Origin of the sequence: Bacteroides sp. OM05-12 (genome assembly GCF_003438995.1) — a bacterium.
GTDB lineage: Bacteria > Bacteroidota > Bacteroidia > Bacteroidales > Bacteroidaceae > Bacteroides.
On the sequence record NZ_QSUN01000005.1, the window covers coordinates 57,848 to 76,726 of the forward strand.

General features: G+C 38.8%; 16 protein-coding genes. 4 read left to right on the plus strand and 12 right to left on the minus strand.

Annotated features, from left to right (window positions below; translation table 11 throughout):
• The first annotated feature begins 16 nt into the window (after positions 1–16).
• From gldE to DXB63_RS06255, 3 genes are read left to right on the plus strand one after another with little or no spacing between them, the layout of a single operon-like run.
• Positions 17–1,360, plus strand: a complete 1,344-nt coding sequence (gldE, locus tag DXB63_RS06245) for a gliding motility-associated protein GldE (RefSeq protein WP_122125549.1) — start codon at positions 17–19, stop codon at positions 1,358–1,360.
• Positions 1,335–1,937: a gliding motility lipoprotein GldD gene (locus DXB63_RS06250; RefSeq protein WP_122125550.1), complete on the plus strand. Its 603-nt coding sequence runs from the start codon at positions 1,335–1,337 to the stop codon at positions 1,935–1,937. Before gldE ends, DXB63_RS06250 begins: the two co-directional genes overlap by 26 nt.
• Before the next feature lies 1 nt (position 1,938).
• Entirely contained in the window at positions 1,939–2,502 is a 564-nt protein-coding gene (locus DXB63_RS06255; protein WP_122125551.1) for a 4'-phosphopantetheinyl transferase superfamily protein, read from the plus strand.
• A gap of 98 nt (positions 2,503–2,600) precedes the next feature.
• On the opposite strand, the gene dnaJ is transcribed toward DXB63_RS06255, so the two are convergent.
• Positions 2,601–3,770, minus strand: a complete 1,170-nt coding sequence (gene dnaJ / locus DXB63_RS06260) for a molecular chaperone DnaJ (RefSeq protein WP_122125552.1) — start codon at positions 3,768–3,770, stop codon at positions 2,601–2,603.
• Between the two features lie 20 nt (positions 3,771–3,790).
• The gene (locus DXB63_RS06265; RefSeq protein WP_233522810.1) at positions 3,791–4,405 is read right to left on the minus strand and encodes a nucleotide exchange factor GrpE; all 615 of its coding nucleotides are present in this window, start codon (positions 4,403–4,405) and stop codon (positions 3,791–3,793) included.
• 206 nt (positions 4,406–4,611) lie between these two features.
• Here DXB63_RS06265 and DXB63_RS06270 point away from each other — a divergent pair, with 206 nt between their 5' ends.
• Positions 4,612–6,228 carry an ABC-F family ATP-binding cassette domain-containing protein gene (locus tag DXB63_RS06270; RefSeq protein WP_122125553.1) on the plus strand — a complete coding sequence of 539 codons (1,617 nt, stop codon included), beginning with the start codon at positions 4,612–4,614 and terminating at the stop codon, positions 6,226–6,228.
• Between the two features lie 679 nt (positions 6,229–6,907).
• Here DXB63_RS06270 and DXB63_RS06275 read toward each other — a convergent pair.
• The 10 genes from DXB63_RS06275 to DXB63_RS06320 all read right to left on the minus strand — a co-directional run bounded on the left by DXB63_RS06275 (position 6,908) and on the right by DXB63_RS06320 (position 18,876).
• On the minus strand, positions 6,908–7,867 hold the full coding sequence (locus tag DXB63_RS06275; protein ID WP_158563647.1) for a leucine-rich repeat domain-containing protein: 960 nt from the start codon (positions 7,865–7,867) through the stop codon (positions 6,908–6,910).
• Positions 7,868–7,958: 91 nt separating this feature from the next.
• Entirely contained in the window at positions 7,959–9,230 is a 1,272-nt protein-coding gene (locus tag DXB63_RS06280; protein WP_122125555.1) for a hypothetical protein, read from the minus strand.
• A gap of 4 nt (positions 9,231–9,234) precedes the next feature.
• Positions 9,235–11,529 (minus strand): hypothetical protein, encoded by a 2,295-nt coding sequence (locus tag DXB63_RS06285; RefSeq protein ID WP_122125556.1) that lies wholly within the window; start codon positions 11,527–11,529, stop codon positions 9,235–9,237.
• A gap of 2 nt (positions 11,530–11,531) precedes the next feature.
• Complete coding sequence (locus DXB63_RS06290) at positions 11,532–12,098, minus strand: DUF3575 domain-containing protein (protein WP_122125557.1); 567 nt, start codon at positions 12,096–12,098, stop codon at positions 11,532–11,534.
• 5 nt (positions 12,099–12,103) lie between these two features.
• On the minus strand, positions 12,104–13,135 hold the full coding sequence (locus DXB63_RS06295; RefSeq protein WP_122125558.1) for a fimbrillin family protein: 1,032 nt from the start codon (positions 13,133–13,135) through the stop codon (positions 12,104–12,106).
• A 14-nt stretch (positions 13,136–13,149) separates the two neighbouring features.
• Entirely contained in the window at positions 13,150–14,262 is a 1,113-nt protein-coding gene (locus DXB63_RS06300; protein ID WP_122125559.1) for a fimbrillin family protein, read from the minus strand.
• Positions 14,263–14,277: 15 nt separating this feature from the next.
• Positions 14,278–15,624 (minus strand): fimbrillin family protein, encoded by a 1,347-nt coding sequence (locus DXB63_RS06305; RefSeq protein ID WP_122125560.1) that lies wholly within the window; start codon positions 15,622–15,624, stop codon positions 14,278–14,280.
• Between the two features lie 37 nt (positions 15,625–15,661).
• Positions 15,662–16,921 (minus strand): fimbrillin family protein, encoded by a 1,260-nt coding sequence (locus tag DXB63_RS06310; protein ID WP_122125561.1) that lies wholly within the window; start codon positions 16,919–16,921, stop codon positions 15,662–15,664.
• Between the two features lie 10 nt (positions 16,922–16,931).
• Positions 16,932–17,987, minus strand: a complete 1,056-nt coding sequence (locus tag DXB63_RS06315) for a hypothetical protein (protein ID WP_122347992.1) — start codon at positions 17,985–17,987, stop codon at positions 16,932–16,934.
• Positions 17,988–17,994: 7 nt separating this feature from the next.
• A complete protein-coding gene (locus DXB63_RS06320) occupies positions 17,995–18,876 on the minus strand; it encodes a DUF3575 domain-containing protein (RefSeq protein WP_122125563.1) in 882 nt (293 codons plus the stop codon).
• Positions 18,877–18,879 lie beyond the last annotated feature (3 nt).

An 18,879-nucleotide genomic window follows, 5' to 3' on the forward strand; every position in this document is an offset into this window, starting at 1 on the left:
ACTAAAACCCAATTCCTTGGACCCTGACTCGTATTTATGCCATTTGGCGAATTTATTTGACGGTGTAACCGTAATGACTCCTTCCATAGGAGCTATTATAGCTTTGATTTTAGCTATATTGTTATTGTTTGCTTCCGGTTTTGTCTCTGCTTCGGAGATAGCCTTTTTTTCGTTGTCTCCAAAAGATAAGAGTGAAATAGAAGAAGAGAAACATCCTTCGGATGCTAAAATTATGGCATTACTGGATGATTCGGAACGCTTGCTTGCAACGATTCTTATATCGAACAACTTTGTGAATGTCACGATTATCATGCTTCTGAATTTCTTTTTCGATTCATGGATAAATTTTGGATCGTCAAAAGTGTTGCAGTTTATAGTGATAACGGTCATTCTGACATTCTTACTGTTATTATTTGGAGAAATTATGCCGAAAATATATTCGGCACAGAATACGTTGAAATTCACCCGTTTTACAGCACCTGCTATCTCTGTCTTAAAACGGATTTGCAAACCTTTATCCTCGTTATTGGTACATTCCACTACGCTTGTGAACAAGCATATTGAGAGGAAGAATTATAATATCTCGGTAAATGAGTTATCTCATGCTTTGGAATTGACGGATAAGAGTGAGATTTCGGAGGAAAATAATATATTGGAAGGAATTATCCGTTTTGGTGGTGAGACAGCAAAAGAAATTATGACTTCACGCTTGGATGTTGTAGATTTGGATTTGAAAACTCCATTTAAGGATGTTCTACAGTGTGTGGTAGACAATGCATATTCACGTATTCCTATTTATTCCGGATCGAAAGATAATATTAAAGGTATACTTTATATAAAAGATCTGTTGCCGCATTTGAATAAGGGCGATAATTTTCGTTGGCAGTCATTGATTCGTCCTGCCTATTTTGTTCCGGAAACGAAAATGATTGATGATTTGCTTCGTGATTTTCAGGCAAATAAGATTCATATTGCTATCGTAGTCGATGAATTCGGAGGAACTTCCGGTATTGTAACAATGGAAGATATTATTGAAGAAATTGTAGGTGAAATCAATGATGAATATGATGAGGAAGAACGTACTTATGTGAAATTGAATGACCGTACGTATATTTTTGAAGCTAAGACTCAGTTGACGGATTTTTATAAGATAACAAAACTGAGTGCGGATATATTTGAACCGGAGGCGAACGAGGCTGATACTCTTGCCGGATTATTATTAGAGATAAAAGGGGAATTTCCTGTACTTCATGAAAAATTGGAATATAAAGATTATACGTTTGAAGTACTGGAGATGGATGACCGCCGTATATTAAAAGTAAAATTTACTATCAATGACGACCATAAAGAAGAAGCATAACCTTTTCATGGCTGCCTATATACTATTTTTACTATTCATATCAATGGCAGCTTTTAATTGTTCCCATTCGGATAATAAACAAAATGTCCGTAAGATAGAACTTCCGGAAGCAACTTATAGCATGTCTCCGGATTCTTTCCCGTTTCGTTTTGAAATATCTGATCAGGCTGAACTTTCCGTCCGGAAGAATAAAGATGGAGAATACTTCTGTGATGTAGTGTATCCTGAATTGAATGCGCAAATTTATTGTACATGGCATGAAATTGTTCCTGAAAAGTTTAATCAGATGACAGAAGAAAGCCGGAGAATGGTTTATTCGCATACGAATGTAGCTACGGCGATTAAGGAGCAATTTTACTCGAATGATTTTATAAGAGTTTATGGCATTCTGTATGACATTAAAGGTCCGGTTGCCACTCCCGTGCAGATTGCACTGACGGATAGTACCAGTTATTTTTTTAATGCTTCTCTCTACTTTAATTCTGCCCCCAATACAGACTCTATTGCTCCTTATCTGGATTATGTTCGTAAAGATATTGTTCGTATGATGGAAAGTTTCACTCCTGTAAATCATTGATATGCCGATTCTTTGTAAACATAGTGAGAACGGGCTTATTTGGGGAATCTGGAAGATGGATGATGCTCCGGATTTGAGTAAGCGTGAACGTGAGCTAATTGCAGTCAATTCTTTAATGGCAGAATTGTGTAATGAGACAAAGACGATACAGCATCAGGAAAGCGGAAAGCCTTTTTTGGAGGATGAATCCTATCATATCAGTATATCGCATACGAAAGGATATGCAGCTGTTGCATTACATCCTTTCAAAGAGGTGGGTATTGATATAGAACAGTATGGAGATAAAGTTTGCAGGGTTCGTAATAAGTTTCTCCAGCCTGAAGAAGAAAAGCAGGTAGATAAGGATGACATCTATAAATTGTTACTTTATTGGTCGGCTAAAGAAACTGTTTTTAAAGTGCTTGGGTTGGAAGGAGTGGAGTTGAAGCAACATATTCGTATATTTCCTTTTGTATCTGCAGAGCAAGGTACGTTTCATGCTATGGAATTGAAAACAGGGACTAACAACCAATTTTTGATTAAATATTTAATTCATAAGGACTTTGTTTTGACTTATACGGTGTAAGGCTTGTTAAGCGCATGGGTATATAAAATTACCCAAGATACGTTTGATGCCGTAAACTTGGGTAAATAATATTTTCTGAGAGAGTCGGAAAATCATTCCTAATCAAATAAACTCTTAAACTTCTTGAATATCTTTTCTTTAATACTTGTATTAGGCTTGAAGTTTTCTGATGCTTCCATCTTCTCCAAAGCACTCTTTTCTTCTTTATTCAATGCTTCAGGAACATAGATACTGATATTTACCAGTAAGTCTCCTGTTCCGTATCCATTGACACTCGGCAGACCTTTGCCACGCAGACGAAGAACCTTGCCCGGTTGTGTTCCGGATTCTATTTTAACCTTCACCTTGCTGTCTATTGTCGGGATTTCTACCGTACCTCCTAAAGCTGCTGTCGGGAAACTTAGCAATAGGTTGTATATCAAATCGTTTTCGTCACGGATTAAGTTTGGATCTTGCTCTTCTTCTACCAAGATTAGTAAATCACCCGGAACGCCATTGTGTTTTCCCGCATTACCTTTTCCACTCATGGAAAGTTGCATACCTTCTGCTACGCCGGCGGGGATATTTACACTGACTACTTCTTCTCCGTATACAATGCCTTCACCCGAGCACTCTTTACATTTATTTTTAATAATTTTTCCTTCACCGCCACAGGTTTGACAGGTGGTGCGAGTTTGCATAGTGCCTAAAATAGTTTGTTGGTTACGAATGACTGTACCGCTACCCTTACAAGTAGGGCAGGTTTCCGAGTCACCACCTTCTGCACCGCTTCCATGACAATGGGTACAAGTTAGATATTTCTTTAACTTGAATTTCTTTTCTACTCCGGTAGAGATTTCTTGTAAGTTCAGTTTGACTTTTACACGCAGATCGGAACCCCTGAACCGGCGTTGTGTCTGCTGACCTCCACCGCCGAAGCCTCCGAAACCACCAAAGCCTCCGCCGCCATGTCCGCCGAATATATCGCCGAACATAGAGAAGATGTCATCCATAGACATACCGCCACTGAATCCGCCAAATGGTCCTCCGTTTCCTGCTGCACCACTCATACCCGCATGACCGAATTGGTCGTAGCGCGCACGCTTGTCAGGATTGCTCAATACATCATAAGCTTCGGCTGCTTCTTTGAATTTTTCTTCGGCTTCTTTATCACCCGGATTTTTGTCCGGATGATATTGGATGGCTTTTTTTCTGTATGCTTTCTTTATTTCTTCTACTGTTGCTGTTTTCGTTACTTCCAGCACTTCATAATAGTCTCTCTTTGCCATGTTTGCTGTCTAAAGATTAATTATTGACCAACTACGACTTTGGCGTGACGTACTACTTTATCATTAAGTGTATAACCGTTTTGCACGCAATCCAGAATTTTACCTTTTTGTTCTTCTGTCGGAGCAGGAACGAGTGCTATCGCTTCATGATAGTCTGTATCGAAATCTTTATCTTTCGTCTCTATCTTTTGCACTCCGTTTTCTGCCAGAACTTTCATGAACTTATTGTAAATCAGCTCTACGCCTTCTTTCATGGCTACTATATCTTCTGATGTTTCCATGTTTTTGATGGCGCGTTCCAAATCATCAAGTATGGGAAGTATGCTTGAAACAACCTTTTCACCGCCGGTTTTGATGAGTTCTGCTTTCTCTTTCATCGTACGTTTACGGTAGTTATCGAACTCGGCAGAAAGACGTAAGTATTTATCTTCCAAATCTTCTACTTTCGAATTTGCTTCTTCCAATAGCTTTTCTATGTCATTTCCTTCGTCTGCAACTTCTTTTGTTACAGTATCTTCTGTCTCCTGTTCATTGGTTTCAGTGTTGGTATCTTCCAACTCTTCTTCCTTTACTTTCTTTTCTTTCGGATCCATATTGATTGTCTTTTTGTTCTTTTTTGAATGATAATTAGCCATAATTATATGAGGTTTAAGTTTACAACGTAGCAACAAATAGTTTGCCAATATTGTTCTCTTTCCAAATAATCGTGCAAAAGTAGACTTTTTTGGTGAATAATAAAAAAAACAGAATGAAAAAACTATCGGTTTATGGCATTATGGCAGAATTATCCCTACCTTTGCACTCTGATTTTTTTAATATATATAAATTAAGATAAAGGATAATGATTACAGTTTCTAATGTTGCAGTACAATTCGGTAAACGAGTCTTGTTTAATGATGTGAATCTGAAATTTACGAATGGTAACTGTTATGGCATCATTGGTGCTAACGGTGCCGGCAAATCTACTTTTTTACGTACAATTTCAGGTGATCTTGACCCGACGAAAGGTACGATAACTTTAGGTCCGGGCGAGCGTTTGTCGGTATTGAGTCAGGACCACTTTAAGTGGGATGGTTTTACAGTAATGGATACTGTAATGATGGGACATAGCATTTTGTGGGACATCATGAAACAGCGCGAAGCTCTTTATGCAAAGGAAGACTTTACAGACGAAGATGGTTTGAAAGTATCTGAACTGGAAGAAAAATTTGCTGAGTTAGACGGATGGAATGCGGAAAGTGATGCTGCCGCCCTGTTAAGTGGTTTAGGTGTCAGTGAAGATAAACATTATGTGTTGATGGGTGAGTTGAGTGGTAAGGAAAAGGTACGTGTCATGCTGGCTCAGGCACTTTATGGTAATCCTGATAACTTATTGCTGGATGAGCCTACCAATGATCTCGATATGGAGACTGTTACATGGTTGGAAGAGTATTTGTCTAACTTTGAGCATACAGTATTGGTGGTCAGTCACGACCGTCACTTCCTGGATTCTGTTTGTACACATACGGTCGATATTGACTATGGAAAGATCAACCTGTTTGCCGGTAACTATAGTTTCTGGTATGAATCAAGTCAGTTGGCATTGCGTCAGCAACAGAACCAAAAGGCTAAGGCTGACGAGAAAAAAAGGGAATTGGAAGAGTTTATCCGCCGTTTCTCTGCCAATGTTGCTAAGAGCAAGCAGACTACCAGCCGTAAGAAGATGTTGGAGAAACTGAATGTAGAGGAAATCAAACCTTCTTCACGTAAGTATCCGGGTATTATTTTCTCAATGGAACGGGAACCGGGTAATCAGATATTGGAAGTTTCCGGTTTAAGTAAGAAGACGGAAGATGGTGTGGTATTGTTTAACGATGTGAATTTTAATGTAGAGAAAGGTGATAAGATTGTATTTCTCTCACGCAATCCTCGTGCGATGACTGCATTCTTTGAAATTATAAACGGTAATATGAAACCGGATGCCGGTTCTTATAATTGGGGTGTGACCATAACTACGGCCTATTTGCCATTGGATAATACCGATTTCTTTAATACGGATTTAAATCTGGTCGATTGGCTGAGCCAGTTCGGAGAAGGAAATGAAGTCTATATGAAAGGATTCCTCGGACGTATGCTTTTCTCCGGTGAAGAGGTTTTAAAGAAAGTCAGCGTTCTGTCCGGAGGTGAGAAAATGCGTTGCATGATTGCACGTATGCAGCTCCGCAATGCTAACTGTTTGATACTGGATACTCCGACCAATCATTTGGATTTGGAATCCATTCAGGCATTCAACAATAATTTGAAGTCTTATAAAGGAAATATCCTCTTCTCTTCCCATGACCACGAGTTTATTGAGACGGTTGCCAATCGGGTGATTGAATTGACACCGAATGGTATAATCGATAAGATGATGGAGTATGACGAGTACATAACTTCCGATCATATCAAAGAGTTACGTACACGCATGTATGGTAAGTAAATCAACATACGGTCGATTGATTGCAAACGATAGGAGTTTGTCATCAATCGACCGTATCTTTATTAACAAACGACCTTATGTTTTTTTCAATCAACCTTATGATTTTTAAAAACATCGTGGTGTTTGTTTATAACAGTAAGGTATTTTATAAATCGCCTAAGGGAGCGTTGCCCATCACTCAAGGGAGCGACGACTAACGCTCCCTTGAGTGATAGCTTACATCTACGGGAGCGTAAGCTAACGCCCCCTTAGGCGTTTTTGCTTGCTTATTTTGCTGATTTAGCTGTTATTTAATTTACTTTGAGTTGCCTTCACCTTATCACTATTTACTCTTATATTATTGATTACTATTTAATTAAAGTGAAGGCACTATTTTTTTGAACTGCACTCCAAAAAGTAGAATCAAGTTAGGGTATTAAAGCTCCTCCTCTGTTTATAGAGGAGGTGTCACGTAGTGACGGAGGAGTTCTTTTTTTTAAGTTGAGAATTGAGAAAAAGACACTCCCTCCCCTCTTTCAGAGGTACTCCCTCTATAAACAGAGGGAGAGCTTTTATTATTTGTTGTGAAAAGTTACCTTCACTCTAACCTATTACTATATAGTGATTTATCTCTAAAAGTGATAAGGTGAAGGCAGTACGAATACAATTTGAAAACATGCACAAAGACGTATCCATGTGCTTATTTGACGTCTTTTCCGTTAAGCATTACTTTTTCCAATCTGTCACATCCCAGAAATGCACTATCTCCAACTTCAGTTACACTTTCCGGCAATACCAGTTCACCGCTTAAATGCGTACAACCGCTGAATGCACGTTGCCCGATAGTTTTCAACGTTTTTGGAAAATCAATGTACATCAAGTACCTTTTCTGTGCAAATGTAAATTCGGGAATGATTCCGTTATTGCTTTCAGACAAATCTATGCCTACAAGATCAGGCATATTATCGCGTATGTTTTTGAAATCGGCAAGATCCATACTGCCGGATACTTTTAGGAAGTTTATCTGGTCGGGGCGATAGCCACTTTTGCGGATCTCATTATCCAGTGTACCCGGTTCATTCACAGTGACAGTTACCGAAACAGGATCACCTTCCAATATATTAAAATGTTCCCATTGAGGCTTACGCCAATACTCGTCACGACTTCCCAGTGGCACGAATACAGTTGTAAGAGAATCATTTAATGCTTGCGGAAGCAAATTAACCGACTTCTTTTTCTTTATCTGGCAAATTCTCAGATTATCACATCCCATGAATGCACAGTCTTCAATATTCTTTAAATTAGGAGATAATATAACCTGTTTTAATGTTTTCTTGTCTTTGAATGCATAAGCGGGAATACAGTTCATCGGATATACATAGGTCTTTTCCGGATATGTACCTTTTTTGCCTACATACAGTTTAATTTCGGCATTGGTCAGATCCAAATATTCAAGTTTGTTGAATTCGTCCCTCAATACTTTGAAATCAATGGCATTTAATTTACCTGTCAGTGTAAGATGCGTAACCTGTTGTGCTTCTTCCTCCGTTAGTTGCGCTCTTAGTTCACCTACTTCCGGTACGCGAATACTCATTTGTGCAGATAGATGGCAAATATTAAATCCTACTAGCAAGATTATCCATAAGAGTCTATTTTTCATGATCATAATGTTTGTTCGGAACAAAGATATATATTTTTGATAGTATACGTCTTTTCTCCAAAGATAAAATAGATGATATTCGTTAAATATTCTATTTCCGCGTTCTGAACTCTATTCCGATATTTAGGTTGAATACATCATCGGCATATGAAGACTTCGTCTTTTCTCCTTTTTTGATAAAGGAGTAGGGGATATGTGAAGCATGAGGTTCTATAAAGACTGCCAGATTCTTTTTTATGTAGTATTTTAATTGTATTCCTCCTGTCATGGCAGTATATGACTTTTGAATCGGATCGCTTCCATTTTGTTTATTCATTTTTCCGAATTCCACCCCAAACATAGGGATTACCTCCCAGCGAACAAACTTGTCCTTCGTGAAAAAGGCAATAGGATTGAGCATCGCTTCAATTCGTGCGCCTCCATATCTGCACCATTCATTCTGTGCTATATCTTCGTTGTAACGCCAGTCATTTTGCGATATAAATCCGCTTATACGGATACCGAATGGGTTAATAAGCCATTTCCCAAGTGATAAGTAACCGTTTGGACCTATGGATTTGAGTATTCCTATTTGTCGAACCAATGCGGAATTCTGAAATTGCACTCCTCCTCCGATACTGATGAATGAATTGGCGAGGAATCTTTCATACTCCGTATATATCTGCGTCTTATCCCGTTTATAATAACTTCCTAACCGATAGTTAATTCCTATAATTCCGCCATAACCAACATCGTATTTGTGCCAATTCCTTTGTGAAGAATGGTCTGCACCATCTGTAAGGATAGCTATTTGAGGTTCGATAAAGATATTTATGCGTGAGTTGGTATTTATTTTCAATTGTAATCCCAGATGAAGATCGAATGAACCTTTTACTTCACCGCCCAATGTGGATATGCGCCCTCCCAAGCCTTCTACTGTGGAGATTTCCATAAAACGATGAGGATCGTATCCATTCAGGAAGGCACTTATATTGAATATATGGTCGACAGCGATGCCATATCCGTTCAGTCTCATGTTATCACTTTCACAGCTAAATGATTTCCAATAACCGGATAATCTCATGCCGTTTATTGCATTAAATTCTTTTGTTGCAGAGACTCCGGCTTGTTCTCCCAAAGACAATTTTGTTCCTGCCCTGGGTACTATCTTGTCGATGCCTCCCCAAATGCCGATATACAGATTATCGGAGAAATTATTGTTCTTAAACTCCTGTCCTTTGGGTATGTACCGTTTCTGCAAAGAATAATTCAATGCATTAAATCCTTTTTGTGTTTTTGTGATTGTATCTTGCTGTGCATATATACTTGTGACAGGTATTATGCAGCACAGGATGACTATATATAATTTAAAGTGTACAGGCATTTTTTTATAAGTTATACTGTTGTATGAGTATGTCTATCATATCTATATCCGTAGGATACATATCCATCGTGTATTCATATAAATCCTTACCGATGTCTCCATCCATCTCGGCTATGTGTTGATAAGATTCGTCCAGTTGGAAACATTTGACAAGACAATTCTTGGCACTTTCAAATCCGGCTTCTCCGGTACGGTTATGAATGATAGCTTTTAGGTACCATGTCTTAGGATCGTCTGCCGGAAGATTCTTGGAAGCACGTAAAGCCATTGCATCATATCCTTTGGAATCCATTGCCAGATTCATGATAACTTCATTAAGCGGTGAAGTTGATTTCACAAGGTCGAATACTTTATGTGCCTGTTCTCTTTCTTCAGGAGTACGTCCTCCTTTATAATAGCCCCCCAAACACATGGCAAATGCTTTAAGTTTGGCATTCTTTTCCGTATCAGGTAGAATTTGCGCCATGATACTTGCCTGCTCAAAGTTATTTGCTTTCAAGTACATGGCAAGTTGGTTGGCTACGACTTCTTCCGGATTGATTATTTCTTTCGTCACTCCGTCTATGCGCGTGCGTTCTATATTTGCTCCCTTGGTCTTTCTGTCGATAAAAGGTTCCAGTATGGATACGTCTACCGTGTCTCGTTTCAAGTAAGATACAGCCAGATTGTTAGCAGGAAGTATCCACGGTTGTCCCTCTATTTCTTTAGAATCCTCGTAAGCCCTTCTATATAGGTCTTCTAATTCTTTGGCGTCTTTTACTAACCGGAATAAATGCCAGTATTCGTATAAAGCGAATTTCTTCTTTCCGGTACGGTAATCTTTGTCGTTTTCATACCGGGAGAGGATTTCTTCAGGGGTAAGTTCTCTGAATATCTCATGTTTATACTCAAAGCGCATATAGCGTAGTTTTGGTAAATGCTCTCTGATAGTTGTTTGATAGGAAGGTAATTTCTTTATTTGGGCAAATTGTATATCTTTGTTTTTAGGAGACCCTTCTATAATTTTTCTAATCTCTTTTGCTTCTTCAAAAAGAGAATCCTTTTCCAATATATCTGCCACATCCGTCCAATCGGCTACTTGAGCATCCGGAGCAGGCATAAATACACGGGACAGTGCTTTAGAAGGCAATAGGTTTGTGATTTGTTGTTTGGCGAATGCAGCGCGGCGTTGTGCTAAGGTGTAATTGGAACTATAAACCCCTTCCGGTGATGAAACTCCCGTGACATGTATTTCTTTCAGTTTACAGTCTTCACATTGGATGATTCCCATCAGGTCTTCTTTCAGCTTATTGAGTTGCATTGCATTCCCTTCGTCGTCCGGATCTATCTCAGCTTTACCCACAAGGAAAGTTAATGATACATTGGTGGCGCCGTTTCTTAACTCTCGCTTTGGTTTTCGGATATACTTGTTCGGATCCAAATTGTATTGTTCCAGAGAGTATTCAAGGAACTTTAGCGGGCGTTTTGCTTCGCAGCTGATTATCTTGGCTGTTTTGGAATAATAAATTACATTGAAATCTTCCAGTTGGATAACCGCATTACCAAAATAGTTTTTGGTCGGGTCGGGCACGGATATGGTATCTTCCCAAGATACATTCATCCTGTTTTCGGTTAGCGGAGAAGAACTGGCAAACTGTGCTAAAGGGTCATGGCGCAGATCATATCCCATTCGCCTTTCTTGAGTTAACTTATATTGTTCTCCGTCATAAATAATAGGATGTGAGTAGCAAATCGTATCCAGATTATCACACTGCACTACGTAGGGTTGTATGATAAGGCGTCCGTTTGTTTTTCCGAATTGGGCAGGTATGGGGAAAGTATTGTGCATCATCAGTTTGTTCCCTATCATGGTCGGTGCTGTTTCTATCGGGTTTATATCTTTGGAAATCCCTAGAATCTCAATGGGGGCTATCATGATGCCGGCATCAATCGATACATTAATTTCCATACGATAGTTTACGGCTTCGAGTACACAGGGAGCAACGCCGACTTTGAATATAAGTGCTCCGGTTTCCGCTACTCGTATTTCATAGTTTCCTCCGGCATCCGTTGTCGCTTCTCCGTCTGCTCTACCAATTTCTACTGTTTGATTGTCGATTGCGTCTTTTGCTTCTTGTGCACCGGCTATAGTATTAAAAGCATATACCCATACAGCTTCATCTTTAAATGGCTTTTTGGTCTCTTTGTCAATAACGCGTCCGGATACCAACTTTATCTGTTGTGCATATGTTGATATGCATAGCGCTTGAATTAGCAAAAGGAACAAGAAACAATAAAACGATTGTAATGCTGCTTTCATGTTTATTTAATAATATAAGAGAAAGATACACCTAGTTTGATGGGTAATAACTTATACCCGTGAGCATTGGCTCTACCTAAACCGTTGGTGGTATAATCCTTGAAATTATCACTGATATAGTATTGCTTCTGCTGAAAATAGATAGCACCGAATCCTCCGTAAAACTCCACATTGCAGTGTTTACCCAAAAGAATCGAATATCCCATTGTTATACCTATCCCTGCGGCATCGCCTTTGTAGATGTTCTTCTTCCAGGTAATATCATAATTGACCCCCAATGCTGCAATGCCGAGATATTCCCGAACCATAGGGCGACCGTTAAACCAAAAGCGGTATTCCGGTTGTATGCCTATCATTTTAATATCTGTGCCGTAAGGTTTATAATTTCCGAAAACTGAAATATCCATACTTGATCGGTCGCCGACAACGAATTCACAACCGGCATTGGGTGTACCTGCTGCAATCATTAAAGCATTGGTCTTCACTGCCACTCTCTGTGACGAAGCATTTTGCACTCCGACAAATAGAATGACGGATGATAGTAGTATGTATTTCAGTTTTCGAAACATATCAATTAATTAATATCAATTTCTTTATCGTTTTCCCCGTCCACCCATGTCTCTACTGTTGCAGTCATGTTGACTGTACGGGTATAATTAATCGTGATTTTGGTTGTTTTACCTTTCACCAACTTAATCGCTTCTGCTCCTGTACTTTTATCATATAATGTATATTCAGTCGGAGTACCGTTTTCATTAGTCAATGCTAATTCTATTTTTTGAATAGCATCAACTGCCGGGATAAACATAAACTTGGAAGCAAGGGTAGAGGTGACCGTTATATTTGTATTTGGACTATCCTCGAATACATTTGTTGCAGTAGTTTCGAGACTCTTATCTGTAGTGATGTCTCCGGTTGAGATATCCATGCTACCTTTTTGTCCCTCTACAGTTGTAACTGTTATCTTATTCAAAATAGGAGCAGTTGTAAAATCATCAACCATTGTTTTTATATAAAAGTCCAGTCTGCCTAAAGCATGGTTAAATGTAAGAGGTACATCGACGGACTTTTCGGCAACACCGGCAGCAACAGGTTCTTTTCCTGTATACATATAATCAGGCGTAGCTTCAACAGTAGACTGAATTTCAACCGGGATGATCGGTGCACTGCCTGCCGTATATGAAACATTGGCGGTATAAGGATAATATGCATAGAACACCAGAGCTGCTCCTGATTCATCCGGAAATTTCGGTGTTGCGTTCTGTTTCAGTAATTGTGAGCCGTTAGCAAATGCTTTGGCTTCATACTGTGCATTGTCCAGATACTCTTGCATGACAATGTTTTCTTTTGTCCAATCCAATAAATTCATTTCATCGGCAGTAGATTTTATGCCGTAAATACCTATCTGTTCTCCCGCTGAAAAGTATGTATTCTCAATGATAGAACGACTTTTGGCTTTGTCTATTTCCAATGACATATTGGCATTGACGCCGGAGGTGAAAGTAATTTCCACCCCCTTGTTTGAGTCAATGTTTTTTATATCCGCTTCTTCGCTACATGAAGCGAGAAGAAGCATCGGTAATATTCCTAATATATACTTATTCATATTTCAATGAATCCTTAGTTGATTTCTATTCCAAGATCTTCTCCGGTGTTCCAATGAGTCAATGTGGCAGAAATATTAATGTTACGCATTCCGTTTACTGTAAGTGTCACTTCATGAGAATCTCCCTTTACAAAAGCACTCTTATCACTTTTCTCGATACTGAACTGTGAAGTGTATTCTTCGTTTGCTAATGCCGGGTGATTGGTCTTACCGGTTTCGTTCAAACCAATTGTAATCGATACTTTGTATAATGTAGTAGTATTGGAAGGAACCATAATGCTTTCACCCATTGAAACACCTGTATCAGTACCCGGTGTAGTTGCTGTAGCATCAGTCCCGTCTGCATTTTTTAGTATAATATCATCAGAACCGTCACAGTATAACTCGCCTCCGGTAGCGTTGTTTTGGGCTATCGTAAGCGTTGCATTTGTCGGTATTTCATTAAAAATGATCTTTCTTACTTCCAGTTCTGTAGGAGGAATATTGTTTTCCGGATCATTTCCGGCTATGATTTTGAATGTAAAACGCGTGAGTAGGTGGTTAAAATTGATATTCGGTTCTTCTCCACCTTTTCTCAGATAGCGTGCGTTATAACCTTTATACACAACGTCTCCAACTGTTTTATCTTCGGCTACTGCAATTCCCCACAAAATGTCTTGTGTTCCGTCAAGCGTATATGTACAAGTTGCTGTCGTGGTGGTATAGCTGACAGTAGCATAAGGATAATAGGAATAAAAAGAATAATTCTTATATAACCCCGTGATATATCCGGCAGGATATGCATAAGGCTTATCGAGAGTAATACTGTATCCGTTTGGCAGAATAGCTGCAATAGTAGATTGGGCGTTGTCTATCAGGCGGATATCTTTGTCGGCAGCAACACTTGTATCATCCCAGTTAAAACTATTCGCTAAACCCAGAACTCCGAAATTATGTCCGGCGGTAGTCCAATTGTCTTGATCTACAACTGCTTTAGTAGTCGTATTGATAGTTGGAGCTGTAGCATTGAGAGATACTTCCATTAATTCGTCCCCATTCTCATCGATGATAGTATTATTATCATCTTTGGAACATGCCGGCAGCAGCAATACTGCTGCCAACATATAAGGTAATATATTTCTTTTCATGGATTTTCTTGTTTATTAGAATTCATTATCCGGATCAATAGGAATGCTACCGCCATCTTTCCAAGCAGTGAGTTCAGCGGTAATATCAATCTTTTGTAATCCCCAAACGGTTAAGTTAATGTTATATGCATATCCGGCAAGGAATAGTCCTTTGGACTCTCCTTCTGTAGGGGGATTGATCTTTTGAGTAGGATAACTATAAGTGCTTTGTGTAAATGGAATTTTATTACCGTCTATATCATAGTATTGTACTACATCAAATTCAACTTCATAATAATCTGTCCCTGCGGGAGATACTAATAAACCGGCTCCCACTACTGTTGCCTTTTGTGTAGCTCCTTCTGCATCATCCCATACCGGATAATATTTACCGAATTTGCTTACATCTGCCGGTTTAGTTTCAGGAACATTTTGAATGTTATTATATACCTCAGCACTTGTTGTATACCAAGTAATTCCATTGTTTAGCATCACAAGATTTGCAGTGGAAGAGGCGGGTTGCGCTTCTTCTTGCAATATTAATTTCTCAGTGGTTTCTTCCCATTGAATATAATCTGTAACAGAAGGGTTGTAAACAACCAATAGCTTACCTGTGTTTTTAGATTTCACTCTGATTTCTTTAATAAACACATTTTCTCCTCCTTCGTTTCCTGCATAGACATTGAAGTTCAGTTGTGTAAGCAAGTGGTTGAAAGTCATGTTTGGTTGCACACCTTTACGGGCTGTGTAAGCGCTATATGCTTTTCCTGGATCTGCAGGGTCTGTCAATAATGCTTTTTGAGCATCCGTTAATACAGCTTTGGCTACCATCAAGTCCTGTGAACCGTCAATGATAAACGGTACTGCAATAGCACTGTCTTTGCTTGCTACTTCGATAATCTCCGGATCTCCCGTACTTGCATCATCAATGTGATATCCAAAGAAATCATAAGCCTTTGTTCTGGGGAAATATCTGGTTATATTATCTTTCCAGTCAAGTTTGCTTTGATTCATTGGTTCTACTGTTGCTGTCGGTGCGATTGCCGGTTCATTGTTGATTAGCAATAAATCTCCATTTACCGTTGTACTTACTCCGTCATTGGTGAGTTGGTATGAATAGGTGTCATACGTAGTTGTTCCGGTAGGGAAATGTTTTTCAATGGCATAGATATTTACCGTTTCACCATTCCAAACATTAGTTTCTGTCGTTTGTCCGCCTACCATACCAATACCTTTGGTGGTAGCTCTCGCATTTTGAGATGTTACTGACAGTTGAATTGCTGCTTCCTGATCGTTATCCGAACCACCGGCAACGTCTGAATCCTTAGAACAAGATGCCATCACACAGATTGCCATCATTGCAAAAAACAAATTTTTCTTCATACTAAAATTGTTTTAAGAGTTAATATTAAAGTGATTATTAAAATTCAAATTCATTATCCGGATCAACGTCTGTATTTCCACCGTCTTTCCATTGTTCTATTTCAATTGAAATTTGTATCTCTATATCTCCATATACGGCAATACGTACATTATAAATATATCCGGGTTTAAATCCTCCGTTGTTCTTAATATTTTGCGGAGTTGTGAAATACCTTACGATTCCATTATCTTCCGTTTGTTTGAAACGGACTAAAAGATCATAAGAATCGTCTGGTGGAAGTAACAAGTCGCTTCCTATATCAGTAGCCTTACGGTCATATACATCTTTGGATTTATCACCTTCTTGCCAGATTGCTTTATAAAAGTCTTGTCGGAGATCGCTTCCGTCACTCTCCGTTAAATAGAGATATCTCATATTTGTCCAGTCGGACAGGCCTATCTCATCCGTATTCTTAGATACAACTACGAATTTTCCTATCGTATTGGCTTTTACAGATATGGTATCAAGGACTACTTTACCGGCTTTAATGGAATCGCCTGCATAAATTTGGAACTTTAATCGTGCCATGTGGTGCTTGAATTGGAAATAAGGGTGCACTCCTCGATGGGCGGTATAAGCACTGAAATGATAATTAAGCATATTATTCCGTTCGTTAACAGACATCCCGTTAATAATTCCCAATTGTGTCTCGGATAAAGTAGCTACGGATGACATCAAATCCTGTCTGCCGTCTATCTGTACCGGAAAGGATATTTGGTCGGAAGTACGCGAAATATCTTTGTCGGTTATTATATTATTTGTGAATAAATCATCTACATAGAATGCATAAAATGTATATGGACAGCTTTGATGGGTGGTATTATAATTAATTTCCGTATCATTCTGCCATAGCAGGTATGCATAGTCGTCCCGATTAAATACGGCAGGCATACCACCTTTCATATTATTGTCTCCCAAATGAGTACCATCAACCAAACAATTATCAGGCACTTCTTTATTATCTGCGTATTTCCCGGAGAAATCTACGTTATCATCACTGCTAAAGGCATAAATATAAAATGTAGATTTATCTCTCAATAAAGTATCTGCATGCATACCGGGTAATGGATTGAAAGCTCCATTGCCACGGCTAAGAACTGTATAGCTGGGATCTCCGATTGCCAATAATACAGGCACGGGTTCATCTAGTATCTCTATGTCCGGAGTGTCCGGACCATCTCCCTGAAATGAACGGTCGGCACAGCTTGTTAACATTGCCAGGAGTAGAATTATACCGGATAATATTATTTTTTTCATTTATATTTTATTATATATCTACGTTAATATCTCCATTTTCTTCATTTGTGAACCATCCGCTCACTCCGTCTTCTTCTTCTTTCTCTATTTCTCCGGCTTTAATCTTTAATTGCCGGTCAATAATGAGGGTGGCTGTTTCTTTTGCTTTTACATTGCCTTCCCCGCTCTCTGATGATTTAAGTAAACCGGCTTCTGTTATCAGTTTGGATATATTGACTCCGGCGCGAAAGATCTTTTTTTTACTCTCGGACTTGGCTAAAACGGCTATTTGTAAAACTCCCGGGCCGGATACTGCTTTCTCGTCTTGTCCGGCTACTAATCCGAATACACTAATCGTCCCTTCGAACGTACTAACGTTATCTTGTCTTTTTGCTAAATCGGGAGAATAAATCATTTTACCTAAGTTTGCTTCGTTAACAATACCATTATAAGGATTCATATCCATTGGGATCCCGGCTATTTCTGCCATTATTTCTTCTAGTTGTACTGAATTGTCGGTTTCTATTTCTAGACGAATTGTGATATTCTGAGTTAATATTTTAGGAAAGAAACTAATTTCTGCAGAATTTCCGGTGTATATTGATATGTAATTCTGTACATCGGCAAAGAATGCTCCGGTATTTGCCATATAACTGTATCCGGGACTAAAATCTATCCAGTCCATTCCTGCCAGTTGTGGAACTTCCTCACGTTTCAGACTTTTCATACGAAGGGCTAGGTCTTCTAAACTGATGTTACTAAAGTCTGTTTTGAATTCATTCAGGTTTACGATATCAACCATACTGTCCTTGTTGCAAGCTACCATGAAATATTCTCCACTTTTCATTCCTACCGGACTACTGTTGACGGAAGGTAAACTGAAATAATCATGGTATGTATTGAGCGGGCGACTAACGATGACATACATTGAATCCGGTTTTGTTTTGTCAAGTGTTCCCCAGTTAAACTTAAAAGAAACTTGTGCCAAATGCGGATGTACGGATACGTCGCAGAGCTGCACATCTGTACATGCACTCCACAATAAAGAAGCTATACCTATTATTATATATATGTATAATTTCCTCATATCGTTTTTATTTAGGTTCTTTTTGCATTTTGTACTTGTTCTTTATAGATGCAAAACGGTATACAAAAGATACATTTAAATTGCTTATGACAGGGAATGGAACCAGATGCCCGCCTTTACTCTTTTCCGGGATTCGGGGATAACAATTACTTTCTCTGTCATATTCAAATACATCATATTTTGTATATAATAATCCCACACTTCCACCTATCTCCAGATCTACGGCATGATTGCGATAACCATATAAAGGTATACTGAATCCTGCGGAGATGCCGGCTCCTATAGCTTTACCTTGTTTGCCTTGTTTACCGAATTTTAATGTATAACTGGAGGCATCTACATATGCTCCGATATAATAAGCGCGCCAGTAGCGGGGATGAAATCTTCTTTTAGTGAATACATCTTCTTTAAGGCGTTTGAAAAAACCGATCTTTACAGTATCCGGACGTCTATCATTGCGGATAGTAGTACGGTAGTATGAACGAAATTCCATGCGGGTAGTAAAGAGATTGTATACAGTGGAAGGTTTATAATTCTGTGAAGTATTCCAATTCCATTTAGCTCCGAGGCTTAGTGTGTGACGATTATATGGCGAATTTCCCAAATCAAACTCTGCCGTCAGATTTGGGAGTATGCATAGCCAGTCAACCGCATTGGTTTTAAAAGCCCATCTGTCTTTAAATGGTACAATTGAGTCTTCGTTTATTTCTTTTATTTTCCTGTAATGTGAAACCGGTGCTTCTTGTCCATAGGATTCTGTCGGGAAACATGATGAAAGGAATATTAAAAAGAGTGATATATATACAAAAAAAATGGAGCTGTTTTGGGAGCTTCTTCTTACAATATATAAGAATATTCCTATTCTTTGAATATTGCATAATTTATACATTTG

Bases quoted from the DNA above. Each gene is read 5' to 3' on its own strand.
- DXB63_RS06250 (WP_122125550.1), top strand. From the start codon at position 1,335: ATGACGACCATAAAGAAGAAGCATAACCTTTTCATGGCTGCCTATATA.
- DXB63_RS06255 (WP_122125551.1), top strand. From the start codon at position 1,939: ATGCCGATTCTTTGTAAACATAGTGAGAACGGGCTTATTTGGGGAATC.
- dnaJ (WP_122125552.1), bottom strand. From the start codon at position 3,770: ATGGCAAAGAGAGACTATTATGAAGTGCTGGAAGTAACGAAAACAGCA.
- DXB63_RS06265 (WP_233522810.1), bottom strand. From the start codon at position 4,405: ATGGCTAATTATCATTCAAAAAAGAACAAAAAGACAATCAATATGGAT.
- DXB63_RS06270 (WP_122125553.1), top strand. From the start codon at position 4,612: ATGATTACAGTTTCTAATGTTGCAGTACAATTCGGTAAACGAGTCTTG.
- DXB63_RS06275 (WP_158563647.1), bottom strand. From the start codon at position 7,867: ATGAAAAATAGACTCTTATGGATAATCTTGCTAGTAGGATTTAATATT.
- DXB63_RS06280 (WP_122125555.1), bottom strand. From the start codon at position 9,230: ATGCCTGTACACTTTAAATTATATATAGTCATCCTGTGCTGCATAATA.
- DXB63_RS06285 (WP_122125556.1), bottom strand. From the start codon at position 11,529: ATGAAAGCAGCATTACAATCGTTTTATTGTTTCTTGTTCCTTTTGCTA.
- DXB63_RS06290 (WP_122125557.1), bottom strand. From the start codon at position 12,098: ATGTTTCGAAAACTGAAATACATACTACTATCATCCGTCATTCTATTT.
- DXB63_RS06295 (WP_122125558.1), bottom strand. From the start codon at position 13,135: ATGAATAAGTATATATTAGGAATATTACCGATGCTTCTTCTCGCTTCA.
- DXB63_RS06300 (WP_122125559.1), bottom strand. From the start codon at position 14,262: ATGAAAAGAAATATATTACCTTATATGTTGGCAGCAGTATTGCTGCTG.
- DXB63_RS06305 (WP_122125560.1), bottom strand. From the start codon at position 15,624: ATGAAGAAAAATTTGTTTTTTGCAATGATGGCAATCTGTGTGATGGCA.
- DXB63_RS06310 (WP_122125561.1), bottom strand. From the start codon at position 16,921: ATGAAAAAAATAATATTATCCGGTATAATTCTACTCCTGGCAATGTTA.
- DXB63_RS06315 (WP_122347992.1), bottom strand. From the start codon at position 17,987: ATGAGGAAATTATACATATATATAATAATAGGTATAGCTTCTTTATTG.
- DXB63_RS06320 (WP_122125563.1), bottom strand. From the start codon at position 18,876: ATGTATAAATTATGCAATATTCAAAGAATAGGAATATTCTTATATATT.